At 40.7% G+C, this 19665-nt stretch carries 21 protein-coding genes; 13 read left to right on the forward strand and 8 right to left on the reverse strand.

What is annotated here, in order from left to right:
- Positions 1–44: 44 nt before the first annotated feature.
- Positions 45–1163, reverse strand: a complete 1119-nt coding sequence (locus BGK61_RS13335; protein ID WP_076011046.1) for a hypothetical protein — start codon at positions 1161–1163, stop codon at positions 45–47.
- A 71-nt stretch (positions 1164–1234) separates the two neighbouring features.
- Here BGK61_RS13335 and BGK61_RS19620 point away from each other — a divergent pair, with 71 nt between their 5' ends.
- The 3 genes from BGK61_RS19620 to BGK61_RS13340 all read left to right on the forward strand — a co-directional run bounded on the left by BGK61_RS19620 (position 1235) and on the right by BGK61_RS13340 (position 2437).
- Complete coding sequence (locus tag BGK61_RS19620) at positions 1235–1372, forward strand: hypothetical protein (RefSeq protein ID WP_167369499.1); 138 nt, start codon at positions 1235–1237, stop codon at positions 1370–1372.
- On the forward strand, positions 1372–1509 hold the full coding sequence (locus BGK61_RS19625) for a hypothetical protein (RefSeq protein WP_167369500.1): 138 nt from the start codon (positions 1372–1374) through the stop codon (positions 1507–1509). The genes BGK61_RS19620 and BGK61_RS19625 overlap by 1 nt, the downstream gene beginning before the upstream one ends.
- A 220-nt stretch (positions 1510–1729) precedes the next feature.
- Entirely contained in the window at positions 1730–2437 is a 708-nt protein-coding gene (locus BGK61_RS13340) for a hypothetical protein (RefSeq protein ID WP_076011047.1), read from the forward strand.
- A gap of 120 nt (positions 2438–2557) precedes the next feature.
- Here the strand turns inward: BGK61_RS13340 and BGK61_RS13345 are convergent, their stop codons facing one another.
- Both BGK61_RS13345 and BGK61_RS13350 read right to left on the reverse strand, forming a co-directional pair.
- On the reverse strand, positions 2558–3103 hold the full coding sequence (locus BGK61_RS13345) for a hypothetical protein (protein WP_076011048.1): 546 nt from the start codon (positions 3101–3103) through the stop codon (positions 2558–2560).
- A 208-nt stretch (positions 3104–3311) separates the two neighbouring features.
- Complete coding sequence (locus BGK61_RS13350; RefSeq protein WP_076011049.1) at positions 3312–3623, reverse strand: hypothetical protein; 312 nt, start codon at positions 3621–3623, stop codon at positions 3312–3314.
- A gap of 549 nt (positions 3624–4172) precedes the next feature.
- Between BGK61_RS13350 and BGK61_RS13355 the strand changes: the two genes are divergently transcribed.
- Complete coding sequence (locus tag BGK61_RS13355; protein ID WP_076011050.1) at positions 4173–5126, forward strand: hypothetical protein; 954 nt, start codon at positions 4173–4175, stop codon at positions 5124–5126.
- 10 nt (positions 5127–5136) lie between these two features.
- On the forward strand, positions 5137–6393 hold the full coding sequence (locus BGK61_RS13360; protein ID WP_159062712.1) for a hypothetical protein: 1257 nt from the start codon (positions 5137–5139) through the stop codon (positions 6391–6393).
- A 69-nt stretch (positions 6394–6462) separates the two neighbouring features.
- Here the strand turns inward: BGK61_RS13360 and BGK61_RS13365 are convergent, their stop codons facing one another.
- Positions 6463–6789, reverse strand: a complete 327-nt coding sequence (locus tag BGK61_RS13365; protein ID WP_076011052.1) for a hypothetical protein — start codon at positions 6787–6789, stop codon at positions 6463–6465.
- Positions 6790–6897: 108 nt separating this feature from the next.
- Here BGK61_RS13365 and BGK61_RS13370 point away from each other — a divergent pair, with 108 nt between their 5' ends.
- The 3 genes from BGK61_RS13370 (at position 6898) to BGK61_RS13380 (ending at position 8447) form a co-directional block, all read left to right on the forward strand.
- A complete protein-coding gene (locus BGK61_RS13370) occupies positions 6898–7221 on the forward strand; it encodes a hypothetical protein (protein ID WP_076011053.1) in 324 nt (107 codons plus the stop codon).
- 39 nt (positions 7222–7260) lie between these two features.
- Positions 7261–7653 carry a hypothetical protein gene (locus tag BGK61_RS13375; RefSeq protein WP_076011054.1) on the forward strand — a complete coding sequence of 131 codons (393 nt, stop codon included), beginning with the start codon at positions 7261–7263 and terminating at the stop codon, positions 7651–7653.
- A gap of 212 nt (positions 7654–7865) precedes the next feature.
- Positions 7866–8447 (forward strand): hypothetical protein, encoded by a 582-nt coding sequence (locus BGK61_RS13380; protein WP_076011055.1) that lies wholly within the window; start codon positions 7866–7868, stop codon positions 8445–8447.
- Here the strand turns inward: BGK61_RS13380 and BGK61_RS13385 are convergent.
- From BGK61_RS13385 to BGK61_RS13400, 4 genes are all read right to left on the reverse strand, one after another.
- Complete coding sequence (locus BGK61_RS13385; RefSeq protein WP_076011056.1) at positions 8444–9493, reverse strand: hypothetical protein; 1050 nt, start codon at positions 9491–9493, stop codon at positions 8444–8446. The genes BGK61_RS13380 and BGK61_RS13385 overlap by 4 nt on opposite strands.
- Entirely contained in the window at positions 9490–10365 is an 876-nt protein-coding gene (locus tag BGK61_RS13390; protein ID WP_076011057.1) for a hypothetical protein, read from the reverse strand. The genes BGK61_RS13385 and BGK61_RS13390 overlap by 4 nt, the downstream gene beginning before the upstream one ends.
- The gene (locus tag BGK61_RS13395; RefSeq protein WP_076011058.1) at positions 10362–11054 is read right to left on the reverse strand and encodes a hypothetical protein; all 693 of its coding nucleotides are present in this window, start codon (positions 11052–11054) and stop codon (positions 10362–10364) included. Before BGK61_RS13395 ends, BGK61_RS13390 begins: the two co-directional genes overlap by 4 nt.
- 312 nt (positions 11055–11366) lie before the next feature.
- Positions 11367–11669, reverse strand: a complete 303-nt coding sequence (locus BGK61_RS13400; RefSeq protein WP_076011059.1) for a hypothetical protein — start codon at positions 11667–11669, stop codon at positions 11367–11369.
- A gap of 31 nt (positions 11670–11700) precedes the next feature.
- Between BGK61_RS13400 and BGK61_RS13405 the strand changes: the two genes are divergently transcribed.
- The 5 genes from BGK61_RS13405 (at position 11701) to BGK61_RS13425 (ending at position 19622) form a co-directional block, all read left to right on the forward strand.
- Positions 11701–12837: a hypothetical protein gene (locus BGK61_RS13405; RefSeq protein ID WP_157888797.1), complete on the forward strand. Its 1137-nt coding sequence runs from the start codon at positions 11701–11703 to the stop codon at positions 12835–12837.
- Between the two features lie 180 nt (positions 12838–13017).
- The gene (gene hsdR, locus BGK61_RS13410; protein WP_076011061.1) at positions 13018–16470 is read left to right on the forward strand and encodes a type I restriction-modification system endonuclease; all 3453 of its coding nucleotides are present in this window, start codon (positions 13018–13020) and stop codon (positions 16468–16470) included.
- A gap of 38 nt (positions 16471–16508) precedes the next feature.
- The gene (locus BGK61_RS13415) at positions 16509–18017 is read left to right on the forward strand and encodes a class I SAM-dependent DNA methyltransferase (RefSeq protein ID WP_076011062.1); all 1509 of its coding nucleotides are present in this window, start codon (positions 16509–16511) and stop codon (positions 18015–18017) included.
- Positions 18014–19339, forward strand: coding sequence for a restriction endonuclease subunit S (locus tag BGK61_RS13420; protein WP_076011063.1), 1326 nt, complete (start codon positions 18014–18016; stop codon positions 19337–19339). The genes BGK61_RS13415 and BGK61_RS13420 overlap by 4 nt, the downstream gene beginning before the upstream one ends.
- Positions 19332–19622, forward strand: a complete 291-nt coding sequence (locus tag BGK61_RS13425) for a hypothetical protein (protein ID WP_076011064.1) — start codon at positions 19332–19334, stop codon at positions 19620–19622. The genes BGK61_RS13420 and BGK61_RS13425 overlap by 8 nt, the downstream gene beginning before the upstream one ends.
- The last annotated feature ends 43 nt before the right edge of the window (positions 19623–19665 follow it).

Raw genomic sequence — 19665 nt, forward strand, 5'->3', positions numbered from 1 at the left:
CGATGATTACAACGAAATACTATTCCATTGTATAGTGTAGGAAGCTAGGGGCGTAATTCTTCCGAATCAAGAAAATGATCGTAGCGGTTACGAATTTTTGATTTTAGCGAGGGGTAGCTAGCGAAGTTGTTAACGATAGACTCAAAACTACACCCAGCTTCAATCAAATCCGTTTGGCAAAGTGTGAATAGGTTAGTGAGCAAAAAAGGAATAATGATTGGAAGTTGCTCTTTTGTTTGTGCATATGAATTATTTAGGATCGCTATGTCCGTCCTAAACTGGTTGAGAGTAAAAAGTTGCCCTTCACCTATCCGTTGGAATCTCTTCTTAATGGCGTCTGTATTTGGGTCTATTGTATCTTCTTTACACGTAAATAATTTCGACGTATCGAGCGTTTTGTCATTGTATTGCTTGACCAAAATATCACGGTGAAGCTGTACATTAGATATGTTATCGACATTGTAAGCCTTCTTTGCCCAACTACGCTTAACTGATTCAATCACTTTCTCATTACTTGGACTAAAGTATTTATTCCCTTTTTTCGTGTACCAAGATGGAAGTATATGGCTCACTATTGAGTGCTCATCTGACTCATACTCCAATTCTAGAAAAAGTTCGAAACAAGCGCTCCAAAACATAATCATGTTGATAACGTATATAACTCTGAAACTTGAATCTTTAAATGTTAGGTCTGTATCACCTAAATACAGCCATCGTTTGAGAAAATCTTCGGCCGACGAGATGTTCTTTGTGGAACGCACGAATAAAACTTGCTCGCGTTCCAAAATGCAGTGAGCGTTAATGAAGTCCCAGAAAGTAGTCAATCGATCAGGTTTATCGCTGGTATGACGTAGCATGAAGACAGCGCTCTGAACGTGGTGCCAACCTCCAATAATGTCATCGTTACTACTATTGTAGCCTGGATAGCCTGAGGGAAACTCAAACCCCAGATAAGATTGTAGTTTTTCTGGGTCAAGCTTATCAGCACGAAAGTCTCTGAAAATTTGAAGGTCGTGGGTGATACTTTTATTTCGTTTCGTTTTTTGGGCAACTTTTACTAAAAAATCTGATTCTGACTTAATTGAATTAATTGCTCTCAAAGTCGTTCCCTGAAACTGGTTGAACAGTAATCCCTTATCTAGTTCTCGATTAAATAATTTCACTCAAATGTCCCTTTTTTCATGGTTGTATTAAATCAGAATACACGTCGAGCAACAAATAAGGAGAAGCTCTAATGTCAAACATCAAACCTACAGACAACTCAGCGAACATGACCAATCGCAATAAAGGTACATCTGGAACAAACAAGCAGTACGACCAAGCGATGGGCCACCGTGGAAAGCAAATTCAACAAAACAGAGGTAAAAAATAATGAGTAGAACATCGAATGACGATAGAAGCGACAGCATGAACCCAAACAACGATGCTTATTGGGATAGCTTGGACAATCACTCTAACCAATTAAACCCAAACCACGAAGAATATCGTGGTGAGGACGACGAAGACTAAAGGTTGTTGAAAAGGGAAGCAGTGCTTCCCTTTTTTGATTGATAATCAACCTCTCAAGTGTCTGTTTTCTTTACAGTTGTTAGTTGAACCGATTTTTTTTTAAAGTCGCTTCCCTTTGTGGCGGTGCTTATAGACGACCTTTGAAAAACGGCCTCTAAATTGCTTCATTGCGCGTTCGCTTTTTTGGAGCGAGTAGTTAAAAATCAAGGAAGTCATAAAAATGATTAAAAAAAGCACATTGATTGCAGCATTATGTATTACCCCTTTCTTTAGTAACTCCGCGATTATTACGCATGGAAATCTTTCGTTAGACACTCAAACCAACATAGTCACTGATTACTCACAAGGTCTTGAATGGCTTCAGTGGGATGAAACCTTGAATATGTCTCTTGCAGCAGCTCGCGACGATTACCAAGCTGGTGGCTGGGAAGTTGCTATGTATGATCAAGTTGAGTCACTTTTAAGCAGTCATTTCGGTGAGTCGCTAGGACAGGTATATCAAGATGGTTCCCATTCTTGGGATTACTCTGAAGGTGAAGCGTTATATAGTAGCTTTTCAGAGTTATTCGGCGTAACAGGCACGAGTTGTTTTGAAGGTAATATTTGGTATGACTGTGTTGGTGATTCGAATGTCTGGTCTTCGGCATGGTTTTATAAGGAGTCCCCATCGACTAGAAATATGCCTTGGACTGTCACAGCCCGCTCAGCGTACTTGAGAGATAGAACAACTAATTCAAACCCACCTAGGGAGTTCGGACAATCGATAGCTCTGAACGACGAGTTTTCTGAATTTTACACGCGGCCTACACAAGGAACGGCTCTAGTGCGTGCCATCTCTGAGAGAAATCAAATTAGCGTAAGTGAGCCTTCAGCAATTTTCTTGCTTCTAGGTGCTTTACCTCTGATATTCCGTCGAATTAAGAAGTAGCTTGATGGGTTGGCGGTGAAAAGTCGTTCACCGCCCAAATAGCTGAGGAGTTTTGTTCTCAGTTTTAGCATTCGCTCTAAAAGACCTGTACCCAGTGCTCCACTCTAGTTAAGCGTCGCGCTAATCTTGGGGCGCATCCCCCAGAACCACTACCTCTCTCTTTTTGTAAAAGTAGTCAGCTAGGTCTAACACGCTTACCAAGGGGCGAGACTTGCGATTTTCTTTCTCGACTTCCATATAGCACAGTTCTTTATAAGCTCCGCTTTTCAGCTTTGCTTCCGCCGAACCAGCTGAGATTTGAAAAAGTTGAGCAGCTTCAGCAAATGGAACAACTGCGCGATTGCCGAGCTGCTGAAAGAAAAAGGTGGCTAGTTGGAGTTTTGACATTGACGCGTTTAGCGTATCCACAGACTGTTCGTGAAGACTGATATCTTGCATGTTTTTTGGGGTACTCAGTTTAGCTGACTTGCTTGCGACTAAATCCTTAGCCACTTGCATCAACGAAATATCACAATCCAATTCCTTCGACTGTGCGAAATACTTTGCCAGATCGGTAAGAAGCGTCTTCGAAGCAGGTTTAGCTGCAAACCAGGTTGAGATATCACTTGGTTGTATACACTCACTATTGAATTGTTGAACCAGCAATGAAAATAAAATGTTTACCATCGTTCAGCCTCTATTTGTTCCGACAGTTAAAAGTGTATTTGGAAAAGCGAGAAATAAACACAACCTCATTTGCGCTTTAGTGAAAATACATATTTCTTTTCAGCTAACCCATCCTTGAAACCCTATTGAAAGTTTGCGTTATTTCTCTGCTAACCATCGTTTATCAAACCAGCCATTCATGGGCGTACTAATCCACCGCCACTGTACACTACGGTGCAACTGGCGATATAAAGAAGTTTGCAATTATTTGACGATCTTTCACTTCCAAACGAAACGCAGCTTCGACAAAATCAAATTTCAATGCATCTTCGCCAGAACCCGTCCAGACTGCCTTGAAAAAACGGAAGAGAAGGCGGTCGCTTTTAGTCATATAGACACTTTCGTCATCCAGCAACAGCAACTCACCATCGTCATGTTTTTCAAAGTCCCAGTATTTTTCGAGCTTTGGGTAATGCTTTAGCATCGAACGAAAGTTAGCCGTATCGGGGTTGGGATCAAAGGTGATTTTTGTTGTGAACATTGGTTCTCTCTAAAATGACATATTGTTGCTAAATGTTAGCGATTAGGCATACACAAAGCGCCTTAAAATCAAAATTGTTTGGAAATTAGTTTGGTGACTATTAGTTGAGAGTTGGGATGTTGTTACTTGAAGTGGAACAATTGAGTTTCGTCGGAAATCAACGCAGCGTTTATGACGGAAGAGCGATGGTTACAGAGGTTTTATAAATAAAGCTAGTAAAAATTGGCTTCAGTAGTTCAAAGTGGTTTGAAAAACTACGGTGGAACAGGCAATGAAGGTATGGCATAGGCACTCTTGAGGCTCATGTTACGTGCTTCCCGACTTAGAGCTTTTCAACGTTACTCAGACTGAGTTTAACTCTGAAAGTAAGGATAGCAGGAAAAAGGTTAAAGTGATTTTGTTTGATCTCCTTAAGTGTTCATTCGTTTAGGCTGTACATTAGTAGTGGTCGATAAGAGGATTAGTCTTCAATTGTAAGTATTTGCATTTATAAAACCTAAGGTGTATAAAAAACAACCAATCTTGATTTTTGTGCTAAGGGAATAGCTGATGATATATATCAAACGAACTACAGTAATTGCATTGATATACCTTATTTTTGGATGTTCTGGAGTGTATCACAAGCCTGATGTAGGAGATTTTGATGTTAGAACGACACCTTCTTTTTCACTTCTTGAAGCCTCTAAAGCGACTAATACAGTAATCGATGACAGTAGTTTCGATTTAACTGATAGACAGGTCTATAAGTTTACTTATTTATTACAAGATACTATGAGGAAAAGAGTAGACCACGGTAGAAAGTGGGAAGAAGGTTTGTCTGCTCTCCAAGTCGTTTTTGCTGCATTCGCATCAGCTTTTTCAGCTTCTACAGGAGTTCATCCCGACGTTGTAACAACATTAGCTGGATTGAGCGCTCTTACTCCAGATATTGAAAATATTATAAATGCTGGAGGAAAAGCCCGTGCCTATTCACAGGCATTAGACTTGGTGGAAAAAGCAAATGCAACCTATGTTAGGAGCAGAGCTGAGGTAGCAAGTAGCAAAGATGATCTAATACCAAAAGAGCAACTTTCTCCTCAAGGAGCGCAGTTATTCGTAAGCGTTATGGCGACGCTAAAAATCATGAGGGACTCACTTCTCGAAACTATACCTGATCAAGAAGATATTGCGAAAGCAACAGGGAACTACGAACTATTTAGACTAAATACCAACAATGTAGATATAAAAGTTGACTCCTCTAAAGCCAAATTTGTTGACACTATTGGAGATACCAGTCCATTTAAACTGAAAAGCGAAGCGCAAAATTATCATAAAGTGACGTTATCACTTATTAAAGGTAAAGAGATAAAAAGGTGTTCCTCTAGTGCCGAAAGCGTCGCTGTCGTTAGTTGTACAGGTGATAAAGTTAATATAACACCGTTACAAGAAGGTAAAACTAAAATAACAGTGGTTAATGATTCAGGAAACATCGTAAGTGTGACAGCAGCTATCTCGATTTTTTAAAAAGGAGAGAATGATGAAAGAATTGGCTTTGCTAATGATTGTTTTTCTTACGGCGGGATGTGCAACTCACGTTTATTATGTTGAACAAGCTTCCAGTCAAGAAAAAGTAGACAAAGAGAGTATAAATATTTTCGTTGATGCATTTGGAAGTATTTATCCCAAAAGCGGCTTAGATTCGAATATCGCGAAGAGTATTGATAAATATGATGGTTTATATGAACTCATAATTTCTGAAGAGTTTGATTGCACTTCAATTAAAGCCTCAACGGAAGTGGAACAGCTCTGCACGATAAAGGACAAACAAAAAGCCCTTGACCATTGGCGTATTGTGCAAAATAAAATATGGAAGAGTAGAGCAAAGCATATTTATCAGTCATTAATCGGAACTGAACGCGAGTTAATAGTTTTGATTCATGGATACAACAATAACTTTAATGAGAGTAGTAATAATTTCGAACTATTCAAAGAGCACATTTCCAAATATGCAGAGCCAGAGTCGAGAGAGTTCCTGTTTGTAAACATTCACTGGGATGGTTTTGAGGGGAACCCTATCTCAGGAGCATGGAGCAGGGCACAAAGCTCTGGGCCTCTGGTTGGATTTCAGTTACGACAACTATTTAACTTGCTGGCAGAGCAGTTTGTAAATAACGGGATTAATCCCCCGAGTTTGAAAATATTTACACACAGCTCGGGGGCATTCATTGTAGGGGGATTACTCGGTAATCCCTATTATGCCTTACCTAATCTACAACAGCCTCAAGAATCTGAATATAAACTGTTTAGAAAGTATCGTAAGGGAGAACCATCAGATGGTTTATACAGAATTCCAACCTTCTCTTCTGTCACAGTTGGAATGATTGCAGCGGCTACTCCGACATCAACTTTTAATGTTCCTTCTGACAAAGAAGAACATAGAGTAGGTCTACTAGCACCTAATAGCTCTCTTGTATTCTCAATTAATAGTCGAGATATTGCCTTGGGCAAGCTATTTAGAATAAGTAACTTATCCTTTTTGGGAGCCACGGGAGCAGGTGCCGACAAGAAATTGTTTTGCAGGTATCTATCTGGAATGCCAGAGGCTAAACAAAATGTATTATCTGTAAATGCAATTGAGTTTGAGGATAAGGAAGCTCCTTGGTACAGCGTTTATGATGAGCATAGTCTTGGAGGCAACGGCTACTTTGCAAGGATTGAAGAAACAAAGAGTTTCTTTGATTCTGTTTTAAATGAGAGGCATGAAAAGAGAAACTTAATAAATTGCAACTAATTCAGCGTAAAACTACTTTTAGCTTTGTAATATTGAAAATAAAGCCAGCTAAAAGCTGGCTTCAGTAGTTCAAAGTCTTTTGATGAACTTTGAAACACTACAATTGAACAAGTGATGGAAGTGAGGCAGTAGTGCACTTGTAAGTACGTGATGTGTGATCTCTGACTCAAAATGTTTCAAAACTGAAAAGTGGGGAGTAAAATAAACACCCGCGACTGTTCTGTACCTTTCCTCCAAAGCCATCATCAAATCCATGCTTAGCAGTAGAAACTCAGTTTGCGCTGCATAATTTCTCACGTAATAGATATACGAGCCTTCGCTCTCGTATAAAGCAATGTAGTCCTCATCATCTGAGATGCAACGCTTTGGCTGTTCAATGAGCGATAGGTGTGTCATGTCTTATTTCCTTTTCTAGTTAGTCTTATCTTTTAATAAGTCAGTAATAGGGAAATTTTTCTGATAGGGAGACTAAGTAATTATGAATAACAACAAAAAGGAAAATTCATGACTACAAATACATACCTATGCTCTGCAATCGTATCCGAAGTTTTTAATAACCTAGCAAATGCATTTATGGCTTATCGAGATGAGTTCGATGGAAGTCAGTACAAAAACAATCAGCATATCGAAGACGTTATTATGAATGTCATTTTGCAAAATCACATCGTGTCGAATCCTGCACATTTTCCCGTGATACGTGAACTCATCGGCGTTGTACTAAGCGAACCGGAATTTTATGCGGAATGGACAGAAGATGATTTAGTTTATTTCTCAAAACAGATGAGGTTGGACTTCCACACAGAAAAAAAAGAGGAGTTTCCCATCTAGGAGCCTAGTTACTTCCAAGGACAAAACAGGAGTAACAAAATGCAAGGCTCAACACCATCTATCATTAGAAAATATTTACGACGCTCTAGGTCGCCATTTGAAGGAGATGACTCAACAATCCTATTGTTAGCAAACTTTACTGCTGAACCAACTGGCGTTGTTTTGGATTATCAGCGATATATTTATTTACATCGCGATAGTGTCGGCAGATGGCTGGGGATATCAATCAGTAATTCTCTTGAGCAGGAAATGGATGACGGAGGTGGTAAATACCGTCAGGGAAAAGGTGCTCTGTCTGTACTGCTTTCTTACCATGATGAAATCACAAACTTTCTTCGAAATTTTTCTGGTGATGTGGAAAGTATTTTCGGTATCGATGCTGAAACATGGATGATCGCGTGTAAAGCGCGATGGCGAAAGCTTACACGCTGATCTTAATAGCCTCCTAGATGGAGGCTTTTTTAAGCAATTGACTCATCCTAAGCATCGAAGGCTACAACCTACTAAAAATCTCCAGTAAATAATCAACTGTTTAGGAATAGCTGCTCGTTTTATAGTTAAATTTAGACTTAAAGGTATTTGTAAAATACATCGAAAATCGTTAACTTAATGAGGCATTTAATTTACTCAAAGGACGAAAAACAATGCTAAGAAAAATCATGGGAACCCTCGCTGCAACAGCACTGCTCTCAACTACTGCCACTTCAGTATCAGCTAATTCAATCGAAGAAATTAAAAAAAGAGCTGCGGAAATAAATGAACTTAAAGCATTAGTTCAAAGCGCTGACCCTGCACTTAGACTTGCTGCGATAGATACTATGCAAAACTCTGATGATTTAGCGATGCGAGAACTTGCTTTTTCTGCTGGAGTAAATGCCTCCGACGAATCTGTAGTAGCGTTAACGATTAGAAATAAATTTAGCGAGTTGGATAACTTTATCGTTTCTTTTAATTCTCAGCCAGATAGCGAAGAAGCTAAAACAATTTATCAGAAAATAGGTGGGCGATTAAATGTTAAAATTAAACAATACAATAAAGAAAAAGGTGTCTTTATAAATAATACAAATTATTCAAATAGTACGGGAGAATCCAGTTTGTCCGGTTTGAACCTTTTTCTAGGTACGAGATATTGTCATGGCCACTTAAGGTTGGCAGACGACTTGTTATTCAAAGGAACCATAACTTGCGAAAAGCAACAGTTCCCCGCCACAATAAGCATCTTTTAAAATATAGTCGCTTCAGAAATTTTAATAAGCCCGTTTTTATTCCAGCTAGAGTAAAATTTAACTTTCAAGCGGCGGGCTTTAATACTTCCCAGTTCAATAACTACTTCGCTCTGATTAGGCAATATAGTGCTGCTGGCTGTTGAAATCCATCCTCTTTTTCCTTCCGATTTTTTAGAGGTAAGCACTTCAATATCTTTTATTCCACTGTCATTAGGAAGACTGAGCTTTAGCCCTTCAATATGATTATAATCAGATAACGTGAAATCAATCTCTGCGATATCGCCATTTAAAGTAGTTTCATAGTAAGTCGAAGTGTCGCCATCATTGATTAGCTTTATAGACTTTTGGCTCACTGTTGGAGGCATATTCCAATAAGTCACAATGAAATTTAAATTTGAACCTTTGGTCGGTGCAACTTCGTTAACTTGAGTATCTCCGCCATCAGTAGAAAAAAATGGAGAAACCGTCTCAAATAGTCGATCCATTCTTAGAACTTTGCCTAAGCCTGTTTTATTGTCTATAGATTGCAGCATTCCTACGGGGACACCTCCCGAGAAGACTAAACTCCCACTCATCCCTTTAAAAAACGTTCTTTCTTTTGCTTGTGGCTTGATAGTTAAGTAGATCAAGCCTGTTTCTTGAATAGTAGCACTCATATTTGAGGGTAACCCGTCACTATTTACTGTAGAGACAATTACAGATTTCGCTTTTTCTATATCCGATTGTTTAACCGATATTGCGTTGTAATCTACTCCACATTGGTTAGCAAGAGAGCCTGATACATGACCAACCGATAAATCATAGCCGAACGGCTGCAGCATCTGTCCATCTCCTAACGAGCGAAGTTCGTCACTTCCTTTAACAGTTAGAAACACACTGTTTTCAATTACATGTAGCGGTGAAATAAAGTAACAAAGGTTAAGTCGTTTAACTAAGAAACCTTGTCCAATATCATCACCTTCGATGAAAACTTGGGTGAAGTTATTTGCGTAACCTGAAGAAATGAAAGAAAGAAATAGAAGGGTAATGTATGAGAGTTTATTCATAGCTGATCTTTATTTTTAATCGTCTGCTTTAAAAGAAGAATGAATTCTAGAAGTAAAAACATTAATGCAAATAGTGATGTGATAGCAGCAACAACTGGATCTTTAGTTACGCGACTCCAAATTGAAGGTGTTAAAAGAAGATCTTCGTTACCAAATCTCGTTACGCGTACTCCATCTCCCTCTGATACAACCGAAAAATAAAAGGCATTTTCATCAGTAAAGCGAAGAAACCCTTTTGAAATATATTCGTTGTTCAAGTCTACGATTGTAGCTCTGTCACCAGTGTCTAAGGTGTAAGTTTCGCCTTGATATCTGCCCGATGACATAAAACGGCTTTCAAGTATATTTACCTCGCCTTCCAGCAAAAGAGAGTCTACATCTCGCCCTACATCCTCACCTAAAAACGCTTTGCCTTCAAAAGGTAGCACTATGTCTTTAGATAGATTAACAAGTAGTTCGAGGTAACCTGAGAGGGGGGTGGTAGCGTCACTACTTTCAAGAGTTCCAGAGTGTTTCAAACTCTTTGCTGAAATCAGGATTTTATGTTGTCCAGCACTATTAACAGCGGTTATGCGCAGTTCTGTACCAGATGCAAAAGTGAAATATCTTTCGCTAGAAAGAGTTATGGGTTCTAGAAAAAGCTCTTCTGCTACTAGAGTACCTGAATCAAAATACCATTCGTTTATATCAGAGCTCGTCGTGTTTATTGTAAGCGTTTGCGAGTGCCCTTTTACGCTATAAATATTCGTTCTATCACCTAGTAGAATAATGACCGCAACAATGCCAATCGTTGCAATTAGAAAATAACCCGCGTTGAGTCGCTTATCTCGCAAAGAAAGTATTGCGGTTACCCGCTCTATTGAAAGTTTCATTTATTCTTCAAAAGTGTGAACTGTGTTGCAGGTAGACTTCTTCCATTTTTTCTTCTAACAATTTGCACATTGTAGTCTTCGTCAACTAGAGACAGAGCAGGCACGGAACAAATAGTATCAAACGACGTTCTCTTACCATCTTCAATTCTAGCGCAAGTCGCCTTTACCCTTGTACCGTCGTTTGATTTTAATTGCATAAAAACTTCACTTCTTCCAGAACTAATCATAAAGAGAACATCAGAGCCGCTCTGCGGTTCAGCTCTAGATGAAAGTAAAACGTGTTGGTAGCGCTGATCTTCGCAACTGCCAGTTGTTGCTAATGGTGCTAGCTGGTTCTGATTAAAGCTAGAGAGAATGTCTTCAAACTTTGTAGGGTATTCTAAAGATACGGTTTGAGAGCTTGGTTCAATATCTGCCTGAAGTTCGTAATCATTTTCAGATACATATGCCCCGTCTATTGAAGATACTTTAAAGCAAAAGTGACTCACTTCATGGGAAGTATTTAGAAGAAAGCCTGTGCTAGCAAGTGCACTAGAATACATAGCGCCAACAAGAATATTGCCCGATACGGGAACATTAGAACTGAAGTGCTCATTAAAATCATTTGATGGAGTTGCTACTCTTTCCGCACATACAGTGCTAGACGCAAGAAGAAAAGCAAAAAAGGTGTGTCTTATTGTTATGGCCATTTCGTCAACTTTCCTTGTTCTCGATTCTTATAACTATTACACAAAAAGCATATAAAAATAAGTCCAAACAATAATATTTACTCTATAACTAATAGCCTCCTTGCGGAGGCTATTTCAAATACAAAAAACTCGGAATATCGCAGTCTTTCCCGCTGTCAGCCAGTCACTTTTAGATTTTACCTCTCTATCAATACCCCTAATCGCATTGATATCCTTGTAAAAAGCCAATATCTTCGAACCGATTGTATCGGGGAGTGAAGATTAAAGCCTGGTTGCGGGTGTTACCAAACCCACCGCCCGCTGGGGTTATGACTACATTTTTGAAATTGACCAATGACTGTTCGATAGCTTTTTAAGAGATATTGTGTCTCCCGCTTTAACCCCAAATTTCTTTACAAGTGCTTTTAGGGCTGTTCTATTGCGAAAACGGTGATACGTACTGCATACATCGCTACCGAAGGTTTCTCCATCACCTATATCCAGCAGCAACATATGTCCATGCTGTTCCTCACCACTTGCGCCAATATACCGACTCTCAAATTTGTCTAGATTGCCTCTTAGGTTTATGTAGCCGTTTTTGATAGCGCCTTGTGTAAGAGTAATAAGTATGTTCATTTTTAGTTCCTGCTTATGAGTTGTGTTGATATTGGTATTTAAATACTCTTGCGGCGGCGTTGCTAAAAAAGGTGTAATTGGCGCTTGGACTTTAAAATCAATCGGATGGAATAAGTTGGTCTACAAAAAATCCACAAATGTAGAGATGTCCGCACTTAAACAAAAGTTAGCTTTCGTCGATGAAAGTTACGCTGTGGCAAGCGATGTCCGTAAAATTACCCAAATAGAAAACAATAAATGGATTGAAGATAGTGTTTTATCTAGCGAGGACAGAAGGGCAATTATCAAAAAACAGAGAGAAATAAAAAGGAGCTTGGGACGTCGAATAGGGCGTGTCGTACACGGTGAGTACGAAGAATTAGAGCAAAAAATTATCGATGCAGATAGCAAGATAAGCGCTTTAAATAACATTTATAAGCGAGTAAAGCCTCTCTCCAAAAAAACAATATTACAGTTTAACCATCGTTACGATGGATTGATTGAAACGTTTTTCGAAGCGCTAACTGAATCCGAGCGTTTGCGATTTAAGGTACTTGTTGATGGTGACTTAGTTAGTTTTGGTGAGTCACAAAAGTTTCTATCGCCGACTGAGCTTAATACGAAGCTTAAGCCCTACTTCAGTTCTCCTAAATTTTCGGTTGAAGAGGTTATTTGCTCTTTAGAGAATTCAATTCGAAAAAACGAGTTGGCAGAGAAGCAATCTATTAAACACTCCCAAAAAGACAGAGCTGCACTAGCAGCTTACAAGATAAGAAAAACAAAACATGCGCTAAAAATTGTCAAAAGAATCGAGCACCTCGATAACGTATATGGCAAAAAACTTAAAGGTGTGAAGACTTTCATAAAGACTGAAAAGGGGGAGCTACCTTGGCCTAAATATTTACTGGGTAACTTTAAGGCCTGTTCTTATAGCGGAATTTCAAGTTTTAACGCCATATTGAACAGTAATACAGTAGCGCTTCCGCATATAAACGAAGTTCCATTGCTCCAATTTGGGAGCATGTTTTTGTTCAGTACAGATATATCGATATTTTTTGATATAAGGAAGGTGTTATCAGCTCACGAATTTAATAAGTTTCGAGCTTTTAGTCATTATGAGTCCAAATTGAGTAAAGAGTATCCAGTGAAGAATTCTATAGGCTTTCCTTATTCATATTTCAACATATGAACGCGAGAACTTTTGAGCATAAATCAGAGGCGCGATGAGTGACGTGGAGGTTGAATAAAAGTAATGCTAACTTGCGGAAATAATTATTAAATTCGAACACACGGTATTCAGTAAAATCTTAATCAAGATTAAACTTTAGTATATAGTGTGAGCAGTAAATGAGTAGACAAGGAAAGTTGTATGGTATTCACAAGCAATTTTGAGTTTCTTAAAGCACACGGAGTTTGGTTTTATAACCTTGCAGCAAGTGCTGAGCGCAACTTCTCCTCAGATCCCAATACAACACTTATTAAAATGCGCCAACTCGGCGAAGCCATTGCCCAAAATATTGCAGCCCGTGTGGGCGTTGAGTATGGCAACGATATCAAGCAAGTAGATTTACTCCGCGATATAGATTACTCACTTAGATTAGATGAAAACGTTCGAGACGCTTTTCATACTTTAAGAAAGGTAGGGAATACAGCAACCCACGAATTTGATAGTAGCAGCCACCGCGATGCCCTGAAGTCGATGATGGTAGGCCACGCGCTTTCCATGTGGTTTCACAGCACATTTGGAGGAGACAAGGCCAAAGGCTTTAAAGTTTCCAAATTTGTGAAACCTGAAGATCCCTCCGCTTACGTTAGAGAAATAGAAGAGCAGTTAGAACAACTCAAGATTGAAGCTCAACGTACATCAGACCGCATAAAAGTTGCAGAAAAGCTTAGTCAAATCGAGCATGAAAAAGCCGAGGCTGAGCGCCTTCGTGCAGAGCGGATGGCTGAGGAGCGTGAGATATGGGAACAATTGGCGCATGAGCAAGAAGAGGCGCTTGCCAACTATCGAGCTGAAGTTGAGCGTGAAAATAAAGTCAACTTTGACCATTTCAAAGCGCAACCAAAAGAGCAGCAGGCCGCCGAGCTTCAACGCATAGAAAAGTCCCACTTTGAAATGGATGAAGCGGAGACCCGTGTCATCATTGATCAGCAACTTATTGATGCAGGTTGGGAAGCTGATACAGAGAACTTACGCTATTCCAAAGGCGCTCGGCCAGAACCCAATAAAAACCGTGCTATTGCAGAGTGGCCCACAGATTCTGGGCCAGCTGATTACGCGCTCTTTAACGGTACAACGCTGGTGGCTGTTGTCGAAGCAAAGAAAAATGCCAGGAATGTATATGGCGCTATCGACCAGGCCAAACGCTACGCTAAAGGTATAGCATCGTTAACTGGTGATATTGAAGTGACAGAGTACGGCGAGTTTAAAGTGCCGCTTACTTTCGCAACCAATGGTCGCTCGTATTTAAAACAATTGGAGCAAGAAAGCGGGATATGGTTCTTAGACGTTCGTGATACCACTAATCGCCGCAAAGCGTTGAAGGGCTGGTACTCCCCGCAGGAGATTAAAACCTATCTTCGCCAGACGCCTCAGAAAGCCAATGCACAACTTGATGAGATGGGGTTTGAATACGAACTTCAGTTACGTGACTATCAGAAAAAAGCCATTCAAAGCGTTGAGCAAGCTATTAAAGATGAAAAAGAGCGTGCGCTTGTAGCAATGGCAACCGGAACAGGTAAAACAAAAACCTGTATCGCGCTGGTGTACCGTCTTCTAAAAGCCGAACGTTTTCGCCGAATCCTGTTTCTGGTAGATCGCAGTGCTCTTGGCGTTCAGGCCACAGTTGATTTTGGTGAAGTGCGTATGGAAAACCTCAATACGTTTGCAGATACTTTTGACGTATTAGGAATGGAGCCAGAAAAAAATCCAAAACCCACACCTGATGACGACACAAAAGTACACGTGGCTACAGTACAGGGTTTGGTTAAGCGTATCATGTACCCATCAGAAGATGCCTCTAGGCCAGGAGTAGGGCAGTATGATTGCATTGTTGTGGATGAGTGCCACCGTGGTTACTTGTTAGACCGAGAGCTAAGTGAAACAGAAGTAAAGTTTAGAGACCAGCAAGATTATGTTTCAAAATATCGCGCTGTAATAGACTACTTTGATGCATTCAAAATTGGGTTAACGGCAACGCCAGCCTTACATACCACCGATATCTTTGGCGACCCAGTATTCTCTTACAGCTATACCGAAGCAGTAATTGATGGTTACCTAGTTGACCATCTACCTCCTGTAAGAATCCATACCAAACTCAACACTGATGGTATTCACTACAATGTGAATGAAGAAGTGCAGGTTTACGACCCACAAACCAATCAACTTGAACTCATTCATACACCTGATGAGCTCGACTTTGATGTTGCGCAGTTCAACAGAAAAGTAATAGCACCAGAGTTTACCAAAGCGATAGCGAAATGGTTGATAGAAAGTGATTCAATTGACCCATACTCTCAAGAGAAAACACTCATCTTTTGTGTAACTGACAAACACGCTGATGAGATGGTAGAGGCGCTGAAGGACGCGTGTGAGCATTATCACGGGGCCGTTGACGATGACGCAATCATGAAAATAACGGGGGCATCCGATAAGCCGCTCCAGCTCATCAGGCGTTATAAGAATGACCGTCTCCCCAATATAGTAGTCACTGTAGACCTGCTGACCACTGGCGTGGACGTGCCCTCCATTTGCAACCTGGTATTCATGCGCCGCGTGAACAGCCGAATTCTTTACGAACAAATGTTAGGCCGTGCTACGCGTCGCTGTGATGACATCGCTAAAGAGCGGTTTCGTATTTACGATGCTGTAGACATTTACAAGCAGCTCGAAAAAGTGAACACCATGAAGCCCGTGGTCACGAACGTAGACATTACCTTTAGCAAACTGGAAAGCGAGATTGCAGAGGGTAGAGACAGCAAACTTCAGGAACTCGCGAGAGATCAATTTTTGAGTAAGCTTCAAAGTAAGAAGCGCTACCTTACTGAAACTCAGCAAAGCGAATTCGAGCGTATTGTTGGAAAGCCGCCTCAGGAGTTTGCGCAAGAATTAAAAGCAAAGCCTGTGCAGGAAGTAGCAAATTGGTTTTTAAATAATCCAGGCTTAGGCGAGCTGCTTGATATGAAAGTAAAGGGCACGGGTGGGTTTAATCGTATTGTGGTATCTGAGCATGAAGACGAGGTGCTCGATACCTCAACAGGTTATGGCAGCGGCCAAAAGCCAGAAGACTACCTAACCGCCTTTAACGACTTCGTGAATGCTAACAGTAATAGAATGGTTGCAATTCAAACAGTCATTCAACGTCCGTGGGAATTAACCCGTGAAAGCTTGAAACAATTAGCATTAGAACTTGAAAAAAACGAGTTTAGAGAAGAAGATCTCAAAGCGGCATGGAAAGAAGTACGAAACGAAGATATCGCTGCCAGAATCATTGGTTACATTCGCCAAGCCGCAATAGGTGAAGCCCTTATCCCATACGAAGAACGAGTAGATAGAGCATTAGATAGAATACTTGCAAGCCAGCCGTGGAAAACACCGCAGCGGGACTGGTTAAGCACTATTGCCAAACAAATGAAAGCTAACATCATCGTTGATGAAGCCAACTTGAATGAAGGTATTTTCAAGCAACGGCTAGGTGGAATCAATCGCGCCAACAAACTCTTCGACCAGCCTATCACCGACATCCTCGCCCAGTTTAATCGTGCATTGTGGGTAAACGATGATGATGGCGGCTACACAGATGATAAAGCAACAGCCTGATTTCAGGCTGTGCAACGAACCAAATAAGAGACAGTAGTATGAGTACACAAGATTTAATCAGTAAGTTATGGAATCTATGCCACGTATTGCGTGATGACGGCGTAACTTACCACGAGTACCTGAACGAACTAACTTACCTAATTTTCCTGAAAATGGTTGAAGAAACAGGGCAGGATAATCTCATTCCTGAAAATTATCGCTGGAGCGATATTGAAAACTTTAACGCAGCGACACGTTTAGAAGAATACAAAAAGCTACTTATTCACCTTGGTTCACATGGCTCGCTAATTACAAAAGCGATTTTTGCTGATGCAGCAACATGTATTCGTAAACCAGCAACATTGAATAAGCTGGTAACTGAAATCGACAAGTTAGACTGGTACTCAGCCAAGGTTGAAGGCCTAGGTGACATGTACGAAGGCTTGCTGGAAATCAATGCAAGTGAGAAGAAGTCGGGCGCAGGCCAATACTTCACGCCTAGGGTACTTATCGATGCCATGGTAGAGCTAATGCGCCCAACGCTAGATGATGTAGTGGTAGACCCAACGGCAGGCACAGGCGGGTTTATTATCGCCGCGCATAAATATCTAGAAAAACATAACGATATCTCAAGCCTTTCGGAAACTGCATACGACAAATATCAGCATAAAACCTTCTTCGGCATGGAATTAGTACCCGATACACGTCGCTTGGCAATGATGAACCTAATGCTGCACGACTTGGCAATTGATGATGACAATGCAGGTGTACTTTATGGCGATACGTTATCAAATGAAGGTAAAGCTTTACCGAAAGCCTCGCTTATTTTAGCCAATCCGCCTTTTGGCACAAAGCAGGGTGGGGGCGTGCCTACCCGTGACGACTTGGTACATTACACTAGTAATAAGCAGTTGGCCTTTCTTCATGCCATGTACCAAACCATGCTTAAGCCTGGCGGGCGAGTTGCAGTAGTGCTTCCTGATAACGTATTGTTCGAAGGCTCCACAGGCCGCAAGATACGTAACGATTTGATGGAAAAATGTAACCTGCATACCATCCTTCGTTTGCCGACAGGTATTTTCTATGCGGCGGGCGTAAAAACAAATGTGCTGTTTTTCGACAAGCCAAAAGATGTGAATCAAGACACAGATAACACTCAAAATGTTTGGGTTTACGATATGCGAGCGAACATGCCGCAGTTTGGCAAACGCACAGTCTTGACCAAAGCTCATTTCGATGAGTTTTATGAGGCAGTAGGCAGCGACCTTACTCAGGTTGATGAGGCACAACGACAAGCCTTTATCGATAATCATCAAAACGGCAGTGATGTGGGGGATGTCGATACCTGTCGCCTACGTAAATTCACTCGTGAAGAAATTGCTGCGAAAGAAGATTCCTTAGATTTGGCTTGGATTCGAGACGATAGTGTTGAAGATGCTTCTAAACTGCCTGAACCAGATGTGCTGATTAATGAAGCGATAGAAGAACTGGCGGGTGCAATTACTGATTTGCAGTCGATTTTGGTTGAGTTGGATGTGGCAGAGGCTTCGGAAGAGGTTGTGCTATGAGTGAGTTGCCTCAAGGGTGGGAAATTAAAAAACTTTCAGAAATTGCATCTACGGGTTTGATTTCGGATGGAGATTGGGTCGAGAGTAAAGACCAAGACCCTTCTGGTGCTATAAGATTAATACAATTAGCTGATATTGGAGACGGTAATTTTAAGGACAAATCGTCTCGCTTTATGAATAAAGAAAAGGCTGCGTTATTAAGGTGTACCTTTCTGCAAACTGGCGATGTTTTGATAGCACGAATGCCCGACCCGTTAGGTAGAGCTTGTCTTTTCCCTGAATTAAGGAACGATTGTGTCACTGTAGTAGATATCTGTATCGTTAGGCTAACTCCTGATGACCTAATGGAAAATAGGTTGTTAAAGTATTGGTTAAATTCACCCGCAATCCGAAACCTGATTGATATGCAAGCGACTGGAACTACTCGAAGGCGCATAACTAAGAAAAAATTGTCTGCTTTTGAGTTACCAGTACCTCCTCGTGTAGAGCAAAAACGCATCGCAGACAAACTCGATAGCGTGCTCGCGAAAGTCGAAGCCGCTCAGGCCCGTCTCGACAAAATTCCCGCTATCTCAAAACGCTTCCGTCAGTCTGTGCTTGCTGCTGCAACTTCTGGCGAACTCACCAAAGACTGGCGAGAGGAACATCATGAAGCTTTCAAAAAAGTAACATTAGGAAATGCTGGAGTTATTGTAAAAACTGGGCCATTTGGCAGCGCTCTCCATAAGTCTGAATATATTATGTCTGGGATTCCCGTTGTAAATCCGACTCATATAAGTGAGGGGAAAATTTTTTCGTCTGAAAGTATGACCATAACGCACGACAAGTTTGAAGATTTAAAGGCTTGGAATCTAAAAATAGGTGATGTAATCGTTGGTAGACGTGGTGAGATGGGGCGAGCAGCTGAAATAAAAGAAGAACATTTGCCAATGCTGTGTGGTACTGGCTCAATGATTATAAGAACTGAAGAGTCAGGTATCTCTCCTGCATTTTTAACCATTGCGCTACGATCTCCAACAGCGATTCAATTTTTCGAATCAAACTCCGTTGGCTCCACAATGGTTAATTTGAATCAGAAGATTATCAAAGCATTTGAGATTTATTATCCAAGCGACGAAGAACAATCTGAAATTGTTAGTAGAGTTAATCAGCTATTTGAACATGCCAATACAGTAGAAAAGCAATACAATGCCGCCAAAGCTCGTTTAGACAAACTCACTCAATCAATACTAGCTAAAGCTTTCAAAGGCGAGTTATTGTCAAATTCAGTCGATTCAAAAATCAAATCAATCGAAAGCTCAATTGAGACGCTAAATGCGTGAGCTTGGGATTTGTAAACAGACAGGCAGAGTTTATGAGGGAAGTTCGGGCTCAGGCATACCTGTTGAAGGTCGCTCAAACCTGTTCCCGATAACCTTTCACGAGCTAAGTGTAGATGCACCAACTCACAGTGTTGACGGTTTTCCTCCTCTACTGTTTCGAGAAGACAGCTTCGATGCTATTACTAAAGTGCGGCGTGGCCGAGTTTTAATGCTGTCTAGTGAAATACAGCCTAAATTCAGGCGAGTGTACGAACGTATCAAAAGAGTATTGAAGCTAGTTTAACGGGTAGTAAACCTTTTGAAGGCACTCGTTTCTGAAAGTTTTT

It is taken from the genome of Alteromonas abrolhosensis, from assembly GCF_001953635.1.
In the GTDB taxonomy this organism is placed as follows: domain Bacteria; phylum Pseudomonadota; class Gammaproteobacteria; order Enterobacterales; family Alteromonadaceae; genus Alteromonas; species Alteromonas abrolhosensis.